The sequence below is a fragment of the Candidatus Zymogenaceae bacterium genome, from assembly GCA_016931225.1.
Classification (GTDB): Bacteria; Desulfobacterota; Zymogenia; order Zymogenales; family Zymogenaceae; genus JAFGFE01.
This window is the reverse complement of record JAFGFE010000003.1, coordinates 16,669-33,618: the sequence shown is the minus strand read 5'-3', so window position 1 is coordinate 33,618 and position 16,950 is coordinate 16,669. Positions and strand designations below refer to the sequence as shown.

At 54.3% G+C, this 16,950-nt stretch carries 14 protein-coding genes; 11 read left to right on the top strand and 3 right to left on the bottom strand.

The features are described from left to right. The first annotated feature begins 122 nt into the window (after positions 1 to 122). The 9 genes from JW885_00840 to JW885_00800 all read left to right on the top strand — a co-directional run bounded on the left by JW885_00840 (position 123) and on the right by JW885_00800 (position 10,790). Positions 123 to 743 carry a V-type ATP synthase subunit D gene (locus JW885_00840; protein ID MBN1880690.1) on the top strand — a complete coding sequence of 207 codons (621 nt, stop codon included), beginning with the start codon at positions 123 to 125 and terminating at the stop codon, positions 741 to 743. Positions 744 to 986: 243 nt separating this feature from the next. Further along, a complete protein-coding gene (locus JW885_00835) occupies positions 987 to 1,337 on the top strand; it encodes a CD225/dispanin family protein (protein MBN1880689.1) in 351 nt (116 codons plus the stop codon). A gap of 49 nt (positions 1,338 to 1,386) precedes the next feature. Then, the gene (locus JW885_00830) at positions 1,387 to 1,776 is read left to right on the top strand and encodes a DUF2752 domain-containing protein (GenBank protein MBN1880688.1); all 390 of its coding nucleotides are present in this window, start codon (positions 1,387 to 1,389) and stop codon (positions 1,774 to 1,776) included. Between the two features lie 219 nt (positions 1,777 to 1,995). Continuing rightward, positions 1,996 to 2,817: a glutamate racemase gene (locus JW885_00825; protein MBN1880687.1), complete on the top strand. Its 822-nt coding sequence runs from the start codon at positions 1,996 to 1,998 to the stop codon at positions 2,815 to 2,817. Positions 2,818 to 2,889: 72 nt separating this feature from the next. Then, positions 2,890 to 4,944, top strand: coding sequence for an elongation factor G (gene fusA, locus JW885_00820; GenBank protein ID MBN1880686.1), 2,055 nt, complete (start codon positions 2,890 to 2,892; stop codon positions 4,942 to 4,944). Further along, on the top strand, positions 4,941 to 5,705 hold the full coding sequence (locus JW885_00815) for a 1-acyl-sn-glycerol-3-phosphate acyltransferase (GenBank protein ID MBN1880685.1): 765 nt from the start codon (positions 4,941 to 4,943) through the stop codon (positions 5,703 to 5,705). Before fusA ends, JW885_00815 begins: the two co-directional genes overlap by 4 nt. Before the next feature lie 47 nt (positions 5,706 to 5,752). Then, positions 5,753 to 7,798, top strand: coding sequence for a tetratricopeptide repeat protein (locus tag JW885_00810; protein MBN1880684.1), 2,046 nt, complete (start codon positions 5,753 to 5,755; stop codon positions 7,796 to 7,798). Positions 7,799 to 8,188: 390 nt separating this feature from the next. Then, positions 8,189 to 9,859, top strand: a complete 1,671-nt coding sequence (locus JW885_00805; GenBank protein ID MBN1880683.1) for a long-chain fatty acid--CoA ligase — start codon at positions 8,189 to 8,191, stop codon at positions 9,857 to 9,859. Positions 9,860 to 10,151: 292 nt separating this feature from the next. Then, complete coding sequence (locus tag JW885_00800) at positions 10,152 to 10,790, top strand: hypothetical protein (protein ID MBN1880682.1); 639 nt, start codon at positions 10,152 to 10,154, stop codon at positions 10,788 to 10,790. Between the two features lie 133 nt (positions 10,791 to 10,923). Here JW885_00800 and acs read toward each other — a convergent pair whose 3' ends face one another. The 3 genes from acs to ybgF all read right to left on the bottom strand — a co-directional run bounded on the left by acs (position 10,924) and on the right by ybgF (position 15,581). Then, a complete protein-coding gene (acs, locus tag JW885_00795) occupies positions 10,924 to 12,891 on the bottom strand; it encodes an acetate--CoA ligase (GenBank protein ID MBN1880681.1) in 1,968 nt (655 codons plus the stop codon). A 122-nt stretch (positions 12,892 to 13,013) separates the two neighbouring features. Continuing rightward, positions 13,014 to 14,294, bottom strand: coding sequence for an OFA family MFS transporter (locus JW885_00790; GenBank protein ID MBN1880680.1), 1,281 nt, complete (start codon positions 14,292 to 14,294; stop codon positions 13,014 to 13,016). Between the two features lie 411 nt (positions 14,295 to 14,705). Then, entirely contained in the window at positions 14,706 to 15,581 is an 876-nt protein-coding gene (gene ybgF / locus JW885_00785) for a tol-pal system protein YbgF (protein ID MBN1880679.1), read from the bottom strand. 239 nt (positions 15,582 to 15,820) lie between these two features. On the opposite strand from ybgF, the gene JW885_00780 reads away from it, so the two are divergent. Then, on the top strand, positions 15,821 to 16,441 hold the full coding sequence (locus JW885_00780) for a sigma-70 family RNA polymerase sigma factor (protein MBN1880678.1): 621 nt from the start codon (positions 15,821 to 15,823) through the stop codon (positions 16,439 to 16,441). Continuing rightward, complete coding sequence (locus JW885_00775; protein ID MBN1880677.1) at positions 16,413 to 16,694, top strand: zf-HC2 domain-containing protein; 282 nt, start codon at positions 16,413 to 16,415, stop codon at positions 16,692 to 16,694. Before JW885_00780 ends, JW885_00775 begins: the two co-directional genes overlap by 29 nt. Positions 16,695 to 16,950: the final 256 nt, after the last annotated feature.

Below are 16,950 nucleotides of genomic sequence, written 5' to 3'. Positions count from 1 at the left end.
GGGGCCAAGAGGGGGGCGTGAAACGGAGTAGGGCGATTAGGTGATGACGGGGCATGGTTGAAAGGTTAAAAGGGGTGATACCCCTTGAATAGGGGTGATACCCCGACAAGACGGATAACCGGATGAAACTCAACGTAAACAGCACCAGAATGGAGCTGATGCGGCTCAAGCGTCGGCTTGTTGTGGCGGAAAGAGGTCACAAGCTCCTCAAGGACAAACAGGACGAGCTGATGCGTCAGTTCATGGAGATCATTGAGGAGACCAGAAAAATCCGAGCCAGGGTGGAACGAGACCTGTCGAATATCCTCAAGCGGTTTATTCATATAAACGCCTTCATGGGTCCCGCACGGGTGGAGGAGGCTCTGGCCCTCCCCGCCGTGAAGATCAAGATGGATGTCTCGGTGATCTCCATCATGAACGTCAAGGTCCCCGAGATCACCTTCGAGGAGGAGGGAGCGCTGCGCTGTTACGGGTACGCCGGCACCTCCGGTGAGCTGGACCTCTACATCATGGAGCTGAGAAAGCTTTTTTCCGAGATGATCGTCCTGGCCCAGAACGAAAAGCGCGCGGAGCTTTTGGCCGACGAGCTGGTAAAGACCCGCCGGCGGGTCAACGCCCTGGAATACGTCCTGATTCCGAATATCGAGGAAACGGTGAGGTTCATCACCTTTAAACTCGATGAAATGGAGCGTTCGAACCTGTCGCGGTTGATGAAGGTCAAGGACATCGTGCGGGCGAAGTAAGGGGAGGCAATTGTTGGGGGAAGGGAGATGACGGGAAGGGACGACAAAAGGGAATGGGGAAGGTACCAATCGGGGGCGTGAGCCGACACACGGGGAAGAAGAAAACATGGAAAACGAACGCGGCGAGGGAACTCCTCACCGCGTTTTTTTACGAGTGTGTGAAATAAAGAAATAACTTGTGTATCCCCTCCGTATCGTGTATAGATGGGTAAAGAGTTACGTTCTGAAAGGAGAGGAGCACAGATGGGCACGACGGAGATAGAACCTGCACAGAACACACCGGCCGAGGAAAAAGAGCCCCGCCTTCCCACGGGCGATAACGCACAGGTTGAGGGGTACATGCCCAACTACCTGGCCCCCGCTATTATCGTGATGATATTCTGCTGTTTTCCCCTCGGAATCGTCGGTCTGATATATTCCACCCGGGTCAACGGATTGCTGATTGCAAAGGAATATGACAACGCGCGCACGGCGTCACGAAACGCCCGGATGTGGTGCTGGATTACCTTTGCGGTGGGTATCGTCTTTTGGTCCATGTATGTAGTTCTCTACATGGTCATCATCGGGTTTTTAGTCCTCGCGGACTCTTTGTAATCCTGACATGTCGCCCGGAGAAACAGACACATCGCAAGCCGGCCCCGGCATGTGGCAGATTCTCCTGGTGCCCGCGGCCGTCGTACTGTTCTGTGCGATGGTCCTTTTTTTCGACCCCGTCACGTCGATTATCTACCCCCCCTGTCCCTTCAGGGTTCTGACCGGCTGGTATTGTCCCGGGTGCGGTGCCCTGTGGGCCGTCCATGAACTGCTTTCCGGGAGGATCATCTCTGCCATTTCCAGCAACGCCCTGGCGGTCATCGCCGTTCCGATTCTTTTGGGGGCATATCTGGAGCGGGTCTATTGGTTCGTCACGAAAAAACGACTGCGCAAAAAGCCGCTTCAGCCGATCTGGATATGGGCAATTCTCGCCGTTATCATTATCTTCGCCGTTGTGCGGAACATCCAGACCTACCCATGTGCGTTTCTCGCCCCATAAGAAGCAGGGGACGTTTTCGAGGTGAAAGAGGCACTCAGGCACCACGGAAACGGATGTAATTATACCGGACATCACTTGACAGAAGAGAAAAAATGGCATACTCTACAAGCTTATTTCGACGGCTGTTTGAGTAGCGGTGATACCGCATGATTCGCTCTCGGTCTGCAAAGAAAGTGATCACATCACGAAAGAGGACATAACGTGACGCATTCCGGGGATATCGTATCGCCGAATCACCCGTCAGACGGCGCCATCGGGGTGTTCGACTCCGGTGTGGGAGGGCTGACGGTGCTCCGGGAAGTACTCCGGGCTCTCCCAAGTGAGGACTGTATATATCTGGGAGACACCGCCCGGATTCCCTACGGAAACAAGTCCCCGGAGACGGTGGTCAGGTTCGCCAGAAAGAACGCGGATTTTTTGGTTTCATTGGGCATCAAGTTCCTGATCGTGGCGTGCAACACCGCGGCATCGGCGGGAATGGACGCCATCCGCGAGCACGCGGGCGTCCCGACCATCGGGGTGATCCGCCCCGGGGCGGCCAGGGCCTGCAAAGTTTCGAAAAACGGCAGGGTCGGCGTCATCGGGACAAGGGCGACCATACAGAGCGGCGCATATGAGCGTGAAATTCAGGCAATAAATAGAGACATGCAGGTGTTCAGCACGCCGTGTCCGCTGTTTGTGCCCCTGGCCGAGGAGGGGTGGACCGATGACGACGTGACGGCGCTTGTGGCCCAGAGATATCTCGCGGAGATGGCCGCCAGGGACATCGATACCCTGGTGCTGGGATGCACACACTACCCGCTTTTAAAGACGGTGATAGCTCAAACCGTGGGGTATGAGGTGAAGATCGTAGACTCGGCGACCCCGGTGGCCCAGGAGGTAAAGGATATGCTCGCCGGACAAGGGATGGAAAACGGCGATGGACGAAAAAGAAAGGTCTCTTTTTATGTGACCGACGACCCGGACACCTTTGCGCGGGTGGGGGGGCCGTTTTTGGGAATCCCGATTACGGAAGTGACGCACGTGGATATTACCGCATAACGACGGAGACACCTCGAAACCACTCTGTTTCAGCCGAACCGCCGGCGGGATGTATATACAAGGAAATCATCAATGGCCAAGCCAGGACGACTCAAGAAAATCCGCAATATCGGCATCATCTCTCACATAGACGCCGGGAAGACGACCGTTACCGAGCGGATACTCTACTATACCGGCGTGTCCTATAAAATCGGCGAGGTCCACGACGGAGAGGCGATCATGGACTGGATGCCCCAGGAGCAGGAGCGGGGGATTACCATCACCAGCGCCGTTACCACCTGTCTCTGGCGGGATCACGAGATACATATCATCGACACCCCCGGTCACGTTGATTTTACCATGGAGGTGGAGCGTTCTCTGAGGGTACTGGACGGGGCTGTGGCGATATTCTCCGCGGTAGACGGCGTGGAGCCCCAGTCGGAGACGGTCTGGCACCAGGCGGATCGATATCGCGTTCCCCGGATAGCCTTTATCAACAAGATGGATCGCATTGGCGCGGACTGGAGGATGGTGCTGGAGATGATGCGGGAAAAGCTGGCGGTCACTCCAATCCCATTTCAGCTTCCCATCGGTGCGGAAGACACCTTTGCCGGCGTCGTTGACCTTTTGAGTGAAAGAAGCATCCTCTTTTCCGATGAGGATCAGGGGGCGACGGTGCTGTCCGAAGATATCCCGGATGATCTTATAAGTGAGGTGCAGTCGATGCGGGAGGCGGTCATTGAGGCCGCCGCGGATATGGACGACGAACTGGCGGAGAAGTTTCTTGACGGTCGGGAAATAACGAAAGATGAGCTGATATCGTGCCTGAGAAAGGGCGTTATCGCACGGAAGTTCGTACCGGTGTTCATGGGCTCGGGTCTGAAAAACAAGGGAATTCAGCCCCTCATGGACGCGGTGGTCGATCTGCTCCCATCGCCCGAGGATGTGCCGAATATACTGGGTTTTGACCCGAAGAGCGGGGAGGAGCTTCAGCGGGACACGAGCGAGGAGGCCCCGCTTTCGGCCCTGGCGTTCAAGGTACAGATGGATCAGGGCAGAAAGCTGACCTATCTCAGAATATATTCAGGAAAGATCAAGGTCGGTGATACGGTCTATAATCCGAGGCTGCAAAAGCCCGAAAAGATCGCCCGGCTCCTCAAAATGCATGCCAACAAGCGGGAACGCATAGAAACATCCGCAGTGGGGGACATCGTGGCGGCGATGGGGCTCAAGGAAACCACAACCGGCGATACCCTGTGCGACAGGAACAACCAGATACTCTACGAGTCGATATTCTTCAATGACCCGGTCATATCCCTGGCCATTGAGCCGAAGACCGTGGCGGACCAGGAAAAACTGGAGCAGTCGCTTCAGAAGCTCGTGGAGGAAGACCCGACGTTGACGGTCAGACAGAACGATGACACCGGGCAGACGATTATCTCTGGCATGGGGGAGCTGCATCTGGAGATCATGGTGGATCGTCTGCGGCGGGAATTCAACGTGGGTGCCAACGTGGGGAAACCCCAGGTGGTGTACCGGGAAACGATTACAGAGAGCGTCACGGCCGAGGGCGTGATCGATCGGGAGATCGCGGGGGATGCCAAATTCGCCGGCGTAACGCTGACCCTTTCACCCGTGAAACGGGGATCGGGGCTTTCTATCGTCAGCGAACTTCCCACAGACGGTGAAGGTGCCGTGAGTCCCGAATGGGTGGAGTCGGCGATCAGGTCCATTCGGGACACATCGACCACCGGTCCACTGATGGGCTATCCGCTGGTCGACGTGGAGATCAGGATTGTCTCCGCGAATATAAAAGAGGGACTCACCGATGAAATGGCATTCGCCATTGCATCGGGCATAGCCCTCAGGGAATGCGCTCAGAGGGGGAAACCGGTGCTTTTGGAACCAATCATGGATGTGGAAATCATCACCCCGGAAGAGTTCATGGGTGAAATCATCGGAGATATTAACACCAGGAAAGGGCATCTGAAGGGTGTGAATGTGAAGGGAAATATCAACCAGATACATGCTGATGTATCGCTGTCCAAAATGTTCGGGTATTCAACGGCGCTGCGCTCCCAGAGCCAGGGCCGGGCTACATTCACCATGCAGTTTTCCCGGTATGATCGTATGGAGGATGCACCATGAAGCGGTTTCTCTATGAGATCGTCTTTAAGCTCTGGTATCCGGTGGTGATCGTCTTCATAGGCGTCAGCACCACGTTTTTCGGTATCATCGTCATCATCGTCGGCCTGATACCCTGGATTGATCGTGATGCGAACTTTGGGAACCTCATCGGACGGCTCTGGTCCTGGCTGAACCTGAAGGTGGCCATGACCCGGGTCGATATAATCGGCAAGGAGAAGATTGACAGGAACAGATCATATATCGTCATGTCGAACCACCAGAGCCACTTCGACGTCTGGGCGCTGATCGCCTATATGCCGCTGCAGCTTCGATGGGTGATGAAGATGGAGCTCAGGCGTATACCGCTTTTCGGGTACGGCTGCAGCCAGCTGGGGATGATCTACATCGACCGGGGAGATTCGGAGAAGGCCAGGGAAAGCTTGGATGCGGCGAAAGAGAAGATTGCGAAAAGCGGCGTCTCTGTGGTGTTTTTCCCCGAAGGCACCAGGAGTTCCGATGGGGAACTCATGGAATTCAAGAAGGGCGGTTTCGTGATGTCCCTGGCGACGAACACCCCCATCCTCCCGGTGACGGTCAACGGCGGCAGGTACGCCCTTCCGAAGGGAAGGCCGTTTGCGATGAAGCCGGGGAGGATTGAGCTGATCGTGCACGATCCGGTGGAGGTTTCGGGCATGACCTATGAGGACAGAAACAAACTGATGGCGAAGATCAGGGAGACTATTTCATCGAAGATGGATATGGAGTACGGAAAGCAATATTGAAATAGGGAAAAGTAACGATTTCGGGAAAAATATTGGGAAAGAAATATATGAAGATTATATTACAGACGAAATTATCGGGCGTGTTGGCCCTTTTCCTTCTTGCCGTGGTACTGATTGTGCCGATTACCGCGGGTGCGGAGGATGACCCGAACGTACTGTTTGACCTCGGTGTGGACGCATTCAACGCGGGCGACTTAGAAGGCGCCATCGGTTATTGGGAGGAGGCGCTGCCGATATACAGGGCGAACAATGACCTGGAACACCAGGCGATGGTGCTCAACAATATCGGGCTGATGTACTACTACACACAGGACTATGCCCTTGCGGTGGAATATTTTTATCGTGCGCTGGAGATCGACCGGGAGCGGGGAATATATTCGGACATAGCCAATGATCTGATGAATCTGGGTATGGCCGCCTATCGTGTCGGCATGTACTATGAGGCGGGAGCGGCCTTTCTGGAGGCGGCTCAGAACTACAACGATCTGGGTATGAGTGAGGAACAGGCGAAGGCGATCTATAACCTGGCGCGGGCCTACTATGTACTGGATGATTATGAGACCGCTATCGCCATGTATGTAACCGCCGCGGAGCTGCATGGAAGGCTCGGTGACGGGCCTGCCTTCATGCAGGATATGGTCGGTGTGGGAGACATCATGGTCGATGTCGGGAGGATCGACAAGGCCCTGGACGCCTATAACACCGCCTTCGAGGCCGGAAAGAAGGCGAACGATACCGTATCCATGGTGTGGGTTATCACCCGAACGGCCGTCGCCCTGGGGAGTATCGGGAGATACGACGACGCCCTGGAGCGTCTGGAGGAGGGGGAAAGGCTCGTGAAAAATATAGACGAGATCGATTCCACCCTTCTGGTAATGACGACCCAGGCGGATATTATGGACAAATCCGGGGATTATGCCGGCTCCATCAAGGTTTACGAGAAGGCGCTTATGCTTGCAAAGGAAAATGAATATCCGGGTGAGGCGGGAAAAATCCTGACGAACCTCGGCATCATCTACGGACAGCTGCTCAGATTCGATGATGCGAAAGATTCGTTTTCCGAGGCCCGGCTCATGTATCAAGTGCTGGGCGACGGCCTCAGCGAGGCGAAGGTGGTGACAAACCTCGGAAAACTCGCCCTGGAGATGAACGATACCGAAGAGGCCCTGGACTATTTTACCGAATCCAACGAGATGTTCATCTCCTACAGGCAACAGCGCCTGGTGGCGGTGAACCTGCTGAATATAGGAGAAGTGCTGATTGCCACAGGCGGATTCGACGATGCCGCTGATGCCGTGGAGGATGCGCTTTCGCTATTAAACGAGATGCCCACGGGCACCGAGCGCTACGTGGCAAGATCCCTTTCATATCTCGGATTTCTCAAGTATATGGACGGGGAATATACAGACGCGGTCGGCGATTTCAACGAGTCGTTGACGCTGTTTCGTGACGAGGGCGCGAGTGTATACGAGGCCGATGCGCTGATCGGGATGGGGATGTCGCTTTTGGCCCAGGACCGTACGGATTTGGCCGCCGGATATTTTGAGGAGGCCCAGCGCATCGCGGATGAGCTCTCCATAACCGCACTGGGGTGGCGGGCGGTATACGCCCAGGGGCTGCTTGCCGACGCAGAGGGAGACAAAGACATCGCCCTGGCCCGGTATGAGGACGCCCTGTTTCGCTCTTCGAGCCTCCCAGGTATCGGTGAGGATCTGTTGGGCGCCCGGATTATCACTCTTGATGGCCTGATTGAGCACCTGGCTCTGGCACATGAGGCGAACGGATTGTTCGATAGGGCTGAAACGGTCAGGAAGATCGGGAATGATATACACACACGGCTTTCCCTCTTTACCGGAACAGATGCTATCGGCGGCGACATGACGTATGCCGAGAAATACGTCGAAGCCGTGGGTGTGGTGCGGTATTATGAAAAGAAGCTTACAGAAGACGCCGGCCGGGGTGGAGACAACCAGGACACATTCACCATCATAATCCTCAAGTCCCAGGGAGAGGTGTTACATGTGGTGGATGAGGCGAAAAAGAAGGCCCCGACGTTTTATGAAACATACATGGTAGACCTCGGCGGCGTGTAGCCTCCGGGCCAGTATCGGCGATGCACGGGGGATCGTCATCGATGATCGTGGGCGGCCCCAAAGAATACAAGGGACGCTCGAGGCGAAGTATATACAACATACCATATAAAAACTGACCGCCGGTATAAAATCTCCTTGATTTCTCCACTCATCATACCTATAATTGAGGCCGATCGGAGGGGTGAACACCGGGCTTTACTTTAGCGAATATGCCGGCACTGTTTGATACGTATACGACCAATCATCCAGAACGTCATCATTCTTTCCATCAGCCGGTTCCGACCGATTCATCCCAAAAATGTGCCCGAATGGTTTTTCGGGACGGTTTTTCGTCGCCGTGTCGTTTTATCCATCGACGACGGCATCATATCGAACGAGGAGGGATGAAACATGCAGGAACGCATCTGGCACAAGTCATATGTGCCCGAAGTACCGCCGGAAATCGAGATCGAAGAAATTACTCTTCCGGATATTCTCACCCGAACCGCACAAAAATATCCCAAACGGACCGCCCTGTTCTTTATGGGCAAGGAAATTTCCTATGCAGAGTTTGATAAACTCGTCAGCCGCTTTGCCAATGCGCTGCTCGATCTCGGTGTGAAAAAGGGAGACCGGATTGCACTGCTGTTGCCGAGTATTCCCCAGATCGTCATCGCTTATTACGGCTCGTGGCGGATGGGTGCGGTACCGGTGCCGTGTAATCCGCTCTACACCGACCGGGAGCTGGAGCACCAGTTCAACGACTCCGGATCAACGGTATTGGTCACCCTGGACTTGCTGGCGCCCCGGATGCTGGCCCTCAAACCGAAGACGAACATCAAGACCATCATCACCGCTCACATAAACGATTATCTTCCCTTTCCGAAGAAACAGCTCTTCCCCAGGCTGAAAAAGGGGATGTATTATCCCTATGAGCCGGCTCCAGATTATTGTCAATTCACAGACATTATAAAGAACGCGTCATCGGAGTACACAGGCCCCGGCCCCGGAATGGATGATCTTGCCGTCATCCCCTACACCGGTGGAACCACCGGACGATCAAAGGGGGTGATCATCAATCATAGAAACGCCACGGCCGTTACCCAGATTACCCGGGCGTGGTATTTTGACGTGCAGGATTCGCCGGAACGGGAACTGTCGGTATTTCCGCTATTTCACATGGCGGGATTCACCGCCGTTATGAACATATGCGTTATAAACGGATGGACGGACATACTCATCCCGCGACCGGAGCCACAGGCGGTGATGGATATGATTCTGAAGTACAAGCCGACGATCATACCGGCCGTCCCCACCATATACGTGGGGCTTTTGGAGTTGGAGGAATTCAAGAAGCATTCGTATCCGTACGTCAGGGGATTTTTCTCCGGCGCCGCTCCCTTGGCGATGGAGACGATCACCGGTCTCAGAGAAGCCACGGGAGCCGATATCGTGGAGGCATACGGCATGACCGAGTCGACCACCATTATCACCATGACCCCCTGGCGGGGAAAGCTCAAGGCGGGGAGTGTGGGACCTCCGATATGCAACACCGATTTGAGGATCGTGGATTTGGAAACGGGGACAAAGGATATGCCCATCGGCGAGGAGGGGGAGGTGATTTTCAAGGGTCCCCAGATGCTTCAGGGGTATTACAACATGCCCGAGGAGACCGAAAACTCCATTCGGGACGGGTGGTTCTATACCGGAGATATCGGGAAATTGGATGAGGACGGGTATCTGTACATTGTCGACCGGAAAAAAGACATGATTATCGCCGGCGGATACAATATCTTCCCCCGGGATATCGATGAAATCCTTTTTGAACATCCGAAGGTCATGGAGGCCTGCGCGGTGGGAGTGCCGGATCAGTATCGGGGTGAAACGGTCAAGGCGTTTATCGTGTTAAAGCCGGGTGAAACGATAACAGAGAAGGAAATGGACGCCTACTGCAGGGAGAAGCTTGCGGCATATAAGGTGCCGAAAATATATGAGTTTATCGATGAGCTCCCGAAATCGGCGGTGGGCAAGATACTCAGGAGAAAACTCCGGGATATGGAAATTGAAAAGATGAAAAAGTAATACGGGTTCGTCGGGTCATCGATCACCGACGCTGCATCAAGCCCTGGGACGAAAAAACAGTTTCGTACCGGGGCTTTTGACGTTGTTGTGTCGGAGCTGTATGAATACATGTTCTTATACGATCCGTAAAAGGACGGCATGGGGAAAATATGGAGCGGCATCGTCTGAAAGAAAAGGGTTGCCGAAAAATGCTGAAATTTTGTATATTAAAGCCGTGTGTTACATCATCGGTCGAGCGATGATACATGTGGATATGCTTCAAGGGACGATTCAACAACACATGGAGTGAGTTATGACAGGAGAGATAATAGGCATCACCAGCATGGCGTTTCGAAGCACCATCGATTCCATCGAGGATATTCTCGGAACCCATGGAAAAAATTCAGTGCTCCAGTATGCGGGATTGGCGGATCTCATCGATTCGCCGCCGGATTATGACATGGAAACCCACGTTCAGCCGAATGAAAAGGTGACGAACTTTTTCGAGGCGGTGCGGGTGATCATGGGGGACAAGGGGTATAACCTGCTCATGTTCCGGGCCGGCGTGGGAACCATCAAGACCGTTGTCATGCAACACAAGCCGTTTCAAGACCTGGTAGCGATGGATATAGATATCCGGGACAAGGTACAGCTGGCCTATATGGGGTACATTGCCAGCACAGGGGACGATCCCGATGAGACCGTTGAATTTCACCTGGACGAGAACACGGTGATTATGCATTTTCCCCATTGCAATGAGTGCAACGAGATGATTAAGGATGAAGAGAAGATATCCGGATTTGACAAACCGGCGTGTGCTTTTGTGAGGGGACTGGTGCACGGAGTCATGCAGGTCTTGGACGCCACCCTCAAAGTAACCAGCACCGAGGAGACGTGTCGCGTCTTGGGAAGCGATGAGTGTCGGTTTCGGATCATCTTCGAGGAGCGGTAACGGGAGGAAAATCATCCGAAGAATCCAAGAAGGAGGGGACAATCCCCCTCCTTCTTCAGAATGACTCCAGTTTTTTCCATAAAAAAGGGAGGGCGAAAAGCCCTCCCTTATTCGTTCGGTGATACGTGAAGTCTTAGGAAACTTCGCGATTTTTCACCAGATCGTCCACAACGGCGGGATCGGCCAGTGTGGAGGTGTCGCCGATTCCCTCGGGCTGATTCTCAGCGATCTTCCTCAGGATACGGCGCATGATCTTACCGGAGCGGGTTTTGGGCAGGCCGTCTGCGAACTGGATTTTGTCCGGAGTGGCTATCGGGCCGATCTCCTTGCGGACATGCTGTACCAGTTCCTTCTTGAGCTCGTCGGATTTTGCCTCACCGCTGTTCAGGGTCACGTAGGCGTAGATGCCCTGGCCCTTGATGTCATGCGGGAATCCGACAACGGCGGCCTCGGCTACCTTGGGATGGGCGACCAGGGCGCTCTCAACCTCGGCGGTACCCATGCGGTGACCGGAGACGTTGATAACGTCGTCGATGCGGCCGATAATCCAGTAATAGCCGTCCTCGTCCCTGCGGGCGCCGTCGCCGCTGAAGTAGTACCCCGGGTACTGGACGAAGTAGGTTTCCTTGAAGCGTTTCGGGTCGCCGTACACGCCGCGCATCTGGCCGGGCCAGGAACGCTTGATGCACAGTGCTCCCTCGCCGGGACCCTCGATTTCCTTCGCGTCGGCGTCGACCAGGCAGGTCTCCACGCCGAAGAAGGGCAGGGTTGCACTGCCGGGTTTGGTGGGCCATGCGCCCGGGAGCGGGGTAATCAGGATACCGCCGGTCTCGGTCTGCCACCAGGTATCGACGATGGGGCATTTTCCCTTGCCGATGTTGGTATGGTACCAACCCCATGCCTCCGGGTTGATCGGCTCGCCCACGGTGCCCAGAAGTTTGAGGCTGGAGAGATCACGTTTCTTGACATGATCCAGGCCTTCCTTTGCGATGGCGCGGATGGCCGTGGGGGCGGTGTAGATGATGTTGACTTTGTACTTGTCCACGATATCCCAGAAGCGGCCCCAGTCCGGATAGGCGGGAACGCCCTCGAACATGATGGAGGTGGCGCCGTTAGCTAGGGGGCCGTAGACGATGTAGGAATGTCCGGTCACCCAGCCGATGTCCGCCGTACACCAGTATATGTCGCCGGGATGATAGTCGAATATCATCTTGTGGGTAAACGAAACATATACCATGTATCCGCCGGTGGTGTGCAGGACGCCCTTGGGCTTGCCGGTGGAGCCGGAGGTGTAGAGGATGAACAGCGGGTCTTCCGCATCCATCTCCTCACAGGGGCAGTCATCACTGGCTTTGGCCATCAGGTCTTCCCACCACAGGTCGCGGCCTTCCTTCCAGTTGCACTTGATTTTATCGCCCACGCGATTGACCACGATAACCTTCTCGACCTTGGTGCCTTCGATGGCCTTGTCGGCGTTGTCCTTTTGGGGAACGGCCTTGGAGCCGCGGAAGGTGCCGTCGCAGGTGACCAGCAGTTTGGAATCGCAGTCAATGATACGATCCTTGAGGGCGTCGGCGGAGAACCCACCGAACACAATGCTGTGGATGGCGCCAATACGGGCGCATGCCAGCAGGGAGATGGCCAAATGCGGGATCATCGGCAGGTACAGGGTCACTCGATCGCCCTTCTTGACTCCCTGATCCTTCAGGACGTTGGCGAACTTGGAAACCTCGCTGTGCAGTTCCTTGTAGGTATATTTCCAGTCTTCGCCCGGCTCATTACCCTCGGCGATGAGGGCGATCTGATTCTCCCTTTCGGTGCCCAGATGTCTGTCCAAGCAGTTGTAGCAGGCGTTCAGCTTACCGCCGATAAACCATTTGATGTCGCCTTCCTTGTAATTTTCCTCGTTTACCTTGTTCCATTTCTTGGACCAGGTAATGTACTCATCGGCAATCCTACCCCAGAAACCATCGGGATCCTTCAATGATTCGGCATAGAGCTTTTCGTATTCTTCTCGGCTCTTGATGTATGCCTTACCGGTGAAGTCTTTCGGCGGTGCAAAGCTTTTGCCCTCGAATGCACTCGCTTTTTCATCAGCCATGTTAATAACCTCCTTACAGCCTTGGTGCGTTTTTTTATATAACGCGATTTACAGAAACAGGTTCGGTTGCAAAAACAGAGAGGGCGGGAGGGTATCTCCCGCCTCCCCGGTTGTTGATTGTGTTACGCCTTTACGGGCTTCTTGATGATCAGTGCCAGGACCGATGCGATCAGGCACAGCACGGCGGCCGGGATGAACGCTCCGAGATAGGAGCCGGTGGCGTCGAACACCTTTCCGCCCAGCGTCGGGCCGATGATTCCGGCGATGCCGTAGGCGGTGAAGACCAGGCCGTAGTTGGCGCCCAGGTTCTTGGCGCCGAAGAAGTCCGCGGTGGCGGTGGGGAACAGAGCGAAGTTGCCGCCGAAATTAAACCCGATCAGGGCTGCGGCGATATAAAAACCCCATTCGCTGCGGCCGAGCCAGAAAAGGATGGCCATCATAACCGCCTGGAATAACGTCATGGCGAAGATCGATTTGGGGCGGGTCAGCTTGTCTGATACCGAACCCCAGGTAATGCGGCCGATACCGTTAAGCAGGGAGTAGAAGATCGCCATGGCGGTTCCCGCGATGGCCGAAGCCCGGGCGGCCACGTCTGCGGTCGCATAGGTTTCCAGCGCGTCGATGCCGAAAAGCTTGATGTTACCGATGACCATCAGACCGGCCAGAGCGGAGAAGACGAACATGATCCACAGGAAGTAAAACTGGTAGGTCTTCAGCATTTCTCCGGAAGAAAAATCGTCGGAGCCAGCTCCTCCGGCGGATGCCGGAGCCGGGGGCTCCCAACCGGCGGGTTTATAACCTTCAGGGGGATTTTTGACGAAGATGGATCCAATCAGCACCGCCGCGGCGAAGATAATGCCGTACAGCAGGAAAACCTTGAGAACGCCCATAGTGGCGATCAGATGAAACCAGCTTCCGGCCAGCTTGATCCAGATCAGGGCGCCGAAACCGAAACCGGCCACGGCCAGTCCCGTAATCATACCTTTTTTATCCGGGAACCATTTGACCCCGGCGGCGATGGGACAGACGTAGGCCAAACCGATGCCTGCGCCGCCGATGATGCCGATGCAGATGAGCTGCCCGAGAAAGGTCCCGCCAAAGAAGCTTGCCAGCACATATCCAATACCGAGAATGATACCGCCGGTAATGGCGACTTTCTGCGGGCCGGCCTTATCCTGCCAGCGACCCGCAAGGATCATCATGATGGCGAACGACAAGAGCCCCACGGCGAACACGAACTGGGATTGCGTTGCGGTGAAACCGAATTCGGTAAATCCGTCGGATTCCTTCCCGGTCAGATACGGTGTGAACACGGACCAGGCATAGATCGCACCCAGTACGAGCTGGATGAGGATGGCTCCGAAAACCACCCACCATCTGTTCATGGTTTTTCCTTCAGACATGAAAGTTACCCCCTTGGTCATAAACAATAAGTTGATCAATATATAAACGGAAACAAAATTCCCTTTATCGACACTGAATCAATGAAAATGCGTCGAAAAACAAAATTTCAACCAAGCATATTCAACGAACTATAGAAAAAAAATGCTGAAATGTCAAGTAAAATATGAATGACGATTCAATCACTTACTCTCGGATTCTCACTACATTATGGACGCATTCGGTTAAAAAATATGTCAATTGTATGCAAAAACATTGTATTAACAGGTGGTGTGCTTGAGACAGATACAGACCGTCTGTGTCGAGACAGTCATGTCTGCACAAACAAGGCCGCCTCCGATGATACGGAGACGGCTCGGTTTTTAAAGATGTGTCGCCGTCTTCTGAAACGATATCGACAGCGGCGTCTTAAATCAGAGGCTTTCCAGTTTCTTCTTCGCCAGGTCGGACTGGGGCTCATCCGGATACTTATCGATGAGTTCCATCAAAAAGGCTCGAGCGCTCCCTTCGTCTCCCAGCTCGGCAAAGGCATACCCGATTTTAAGATATGCACTGGGCACCTTGTCCGCGCCGGGGTAGCTGTTGATGACCTTGTCATATTCCAGGATGGCCATTTCATACTCTCCCTGAGAGTAATAGCATTCACCGATCCAAAATTGTGCGTTGTCGGCCAGGGAGGATTCGGGATAGGTGGCGATAAAGGTGGAAAAATCGTTGATTGCATCGGTGTAGTCGCCGTCCTGATACCGTTCATACGCGGCGTAGTAGATTTTGTCTCCCTCTTTGCCGATGGGGGAAGGTGTGGGAGTGGTATCCGCAGGAGGGGTCGTTGCGGGTGATGGCGGCGCCGGGGCGGTATCCGGCGTCGTCGGGGGTGTTGTCACGGGCGCCGATGATGGTGTGATCCCCAGCTCCGCCTCGATGGCCGCAAGCCTGGTTTCGATGGCGTACAGGCGGTTTTCCAGGTCGACGATGGTCCTGTTTACCACATCCGACAGGATGGAAAGCTCATCGGCCTGGCTGTCCGACTCGTGCTGGAGAAGTTCATACGAGCCGCGAAGCTCCCTCACCTCTTCCGAGAGGATATCGTAGTTCGCCCCGGACGCGGCTTTCTCATCGTATCGCGCACTCATCAGGTCGTCCACGTCTCTCCTCAGGTAACTTACCTCCCGTTCCAGATCTGACTGCCCCGAAAGCGTGACACAGGAGGCCAGACCGATCGCCGCGAATACGAGAAGCAGAGCCGTTACGGCCCGCTTCAGACCTATAGAAATTCCATGTTTTGTCATTATCAGTCTCCTTTATACGGTCACGAATCATGTAATATGTGCGACCGATTTATCCGTGACACAAACGAAAGCAATTATCGATTGGGACATCCCTTACGGACGATTCGTTCCATTATACAGCGGAGCGCTTCATGCATCAAGCAGAAGTATTTCAGAGCATTGACAAGCGGTGAATCCTCGGGTAGTATGTGCCCACGTGTTGCTTTTCCATGAAACGAATGAAGTATTACATCATCTAAATGAATGAAACAAATAAAAACGACTTTAATGCGCTCACCGATGATGAGCTTGTAAAACGGGCCCAGGAGAACGATTACGAATCCTTCGAGGAGCTGGTCAGGCGGTATGAAAAGAAAATCTACGGTCATGCCGTTCGCATGCTGGGAAACCCGGAAGACGCCGAGGATGTTCTTCAGGAGACGTTTCTCAACGCGTTTCGGGCCCTCGAGTCGTTCCGGGGAGAGTCAAGTTTTTCCACCTGGATCTATCGTATCGCCACAAATAACGCCCTGATGAAAATAAGAAAGTCGGGGCGGGGATATACGGAATTTGAGGATGAGATTCCTCCGCCGGAAATGATGCGGGATCGGCCGTACAGTTGGTTTGAGCGGAATCCCCGGGAGGCCTTTCTTGAAAAGGAGCTGGTTGACATACTGAATAAGGCGGTCAACGAGCTGCCGGAAAAATATCGGGCCATTTTTCTGTTGCGAGACGTGGAGGGATTTTCAACCCAGCGGGCGTCCGAGGTTCTGGGGATATCGGAATCGGCGGCGAAATCCCGACTTCACCGAGCTCGAATGTATCTACGGGAATATCTGGAAAAGACATTGGATGGGGAATTCAAATCGAAAAAAGGGTGAGGGAAACCCGACGGAATGCGATAGGTTCTGTGAACTGCTGTCATGTTATCTTGACAATGAGTTGTCATCGGACAAATGCAGAGAGCTTGAACGGCACATGAAGGAGTGTGACATCTGTCGGGGTTTTTTCGAGTCTTTCGAGTTGACTATAGAGCTGTCTCACAAGATCGGCGGGTGTGAGGAATACAAGATGCCCGAAGAGGTGGGACGGCGGCTTCGTGAAATTCTGCGCACAAGATGCAAGGAATGCTGACGCCGTTTCTGTGTTCTCGTCTGTATTCGATCTTTTTAATACCTTTGCCGCTCTGGGCCGATGCCTTCATGTGTGAGGGGGCGTGTGTGGCCTGATCGGCCGTATGTATCATGAAACGAAACATCATTCGCATCACAGGCATCGCTGTCGGTTTCGGCCTTGGGGTCGGGGCAAGCGTTTTGACGGGACGAATGGGCGTTACCTGAACGATGCTCTGCAGTCCCTGGATTGCCGGCGCCGTCGGCGGGATGCTGGG

Excerpts from the sequence above, each read along its gene's own strand:
- JW885_00840 (MBN1880690.1), top strand. The coding sequence starts at position 123 with ATGAAACTCAACGTAAACAGCACCAGAATGGAGCTGATGCGGCTCAAG.
- JW885_00835 (MBN1880689.1), top strand. The coding sequence starts at position 987 with ATGGGCACGACGGAGATAGAACCTGCACAGAACACACCGGCCGAGGAA.
- JW885_00830 (MBN1880688.1), top strand. The coding sequence starts at position 1,387 with ATGTGGCAGATTCTCCTGGTGCCCGCGGCCGTCGTACTGTTCTGTGCG.
- fusA (MBN1880686.1), top strand. The coding sequence starts at position 2,890 with ATGGCCAAGCCAGGACGACTCAAGAAAATCCGCAATATCGGCATCATC.
- JW885_00815 (MBN1880685.1), top strand. The coding sequence starts at position 4,941 with ATGAAGCGGTTTCTCTATGAGATCGTCTTTAAGCTCTGGTATCCGGTG.
- JW885_00810 (MBN1880684.1), top strand. The coding sequence starts at position 5,753 with ATGAAGATTATATTACAGACGAAATTATCGGGCGTGTTGGCCCTTTTC.
- JW885_00805 (MBN1880683.1), top strand. The coding sequence starts at position 8,189 with ATGCAGGAACGCATCTGGCACAAGTCATATGTGCCCGAAGTACCGCCG.
- JW885_00800 (MBN1880682.1), top strand. The coding sequence starts at position 10,152 with ATGACAGGAGAGATAATAGGCATCACCAGCATGGCGTTTCGAAGCACC.
- acs (MBN1880681.1), bottom strand. The coding sequence starts at position 12,891 with ATGGCTGATGAAAAAGCGAGTGCATTCGAGGGCAAAAGCTTTGCACCG.
- JW885_00790 (MBN1880680.1), bottom strand. The coding sequence starts at position 14,294 with ATGTCTGAAGGAAAAACCATGAACAGATGGTGGGTGGTTTTCGGAGCC.
- ybgF (MBN1880679.1), bottom strand. The coding sequence starts at position 15,581 with ATGACAAAACATGGAATTTCTATAGGTCTGAAGCGGGCCGTAACGGCT.
- JW885_00780 (MBN1880678.1), top strand. The coding sequence starts at position 15,821 with ATGAATGAAACAAATAAAAACGACTTTAATGCGCTCACCGATGATGAG.
- JW885_00775 (MBN1880677.1), top strand. The coding sequence starts at position 16,413 with ATGGGGAATTCAAATCGAAAAAAGGGTGAGGGAAACCCGACGGAATGC.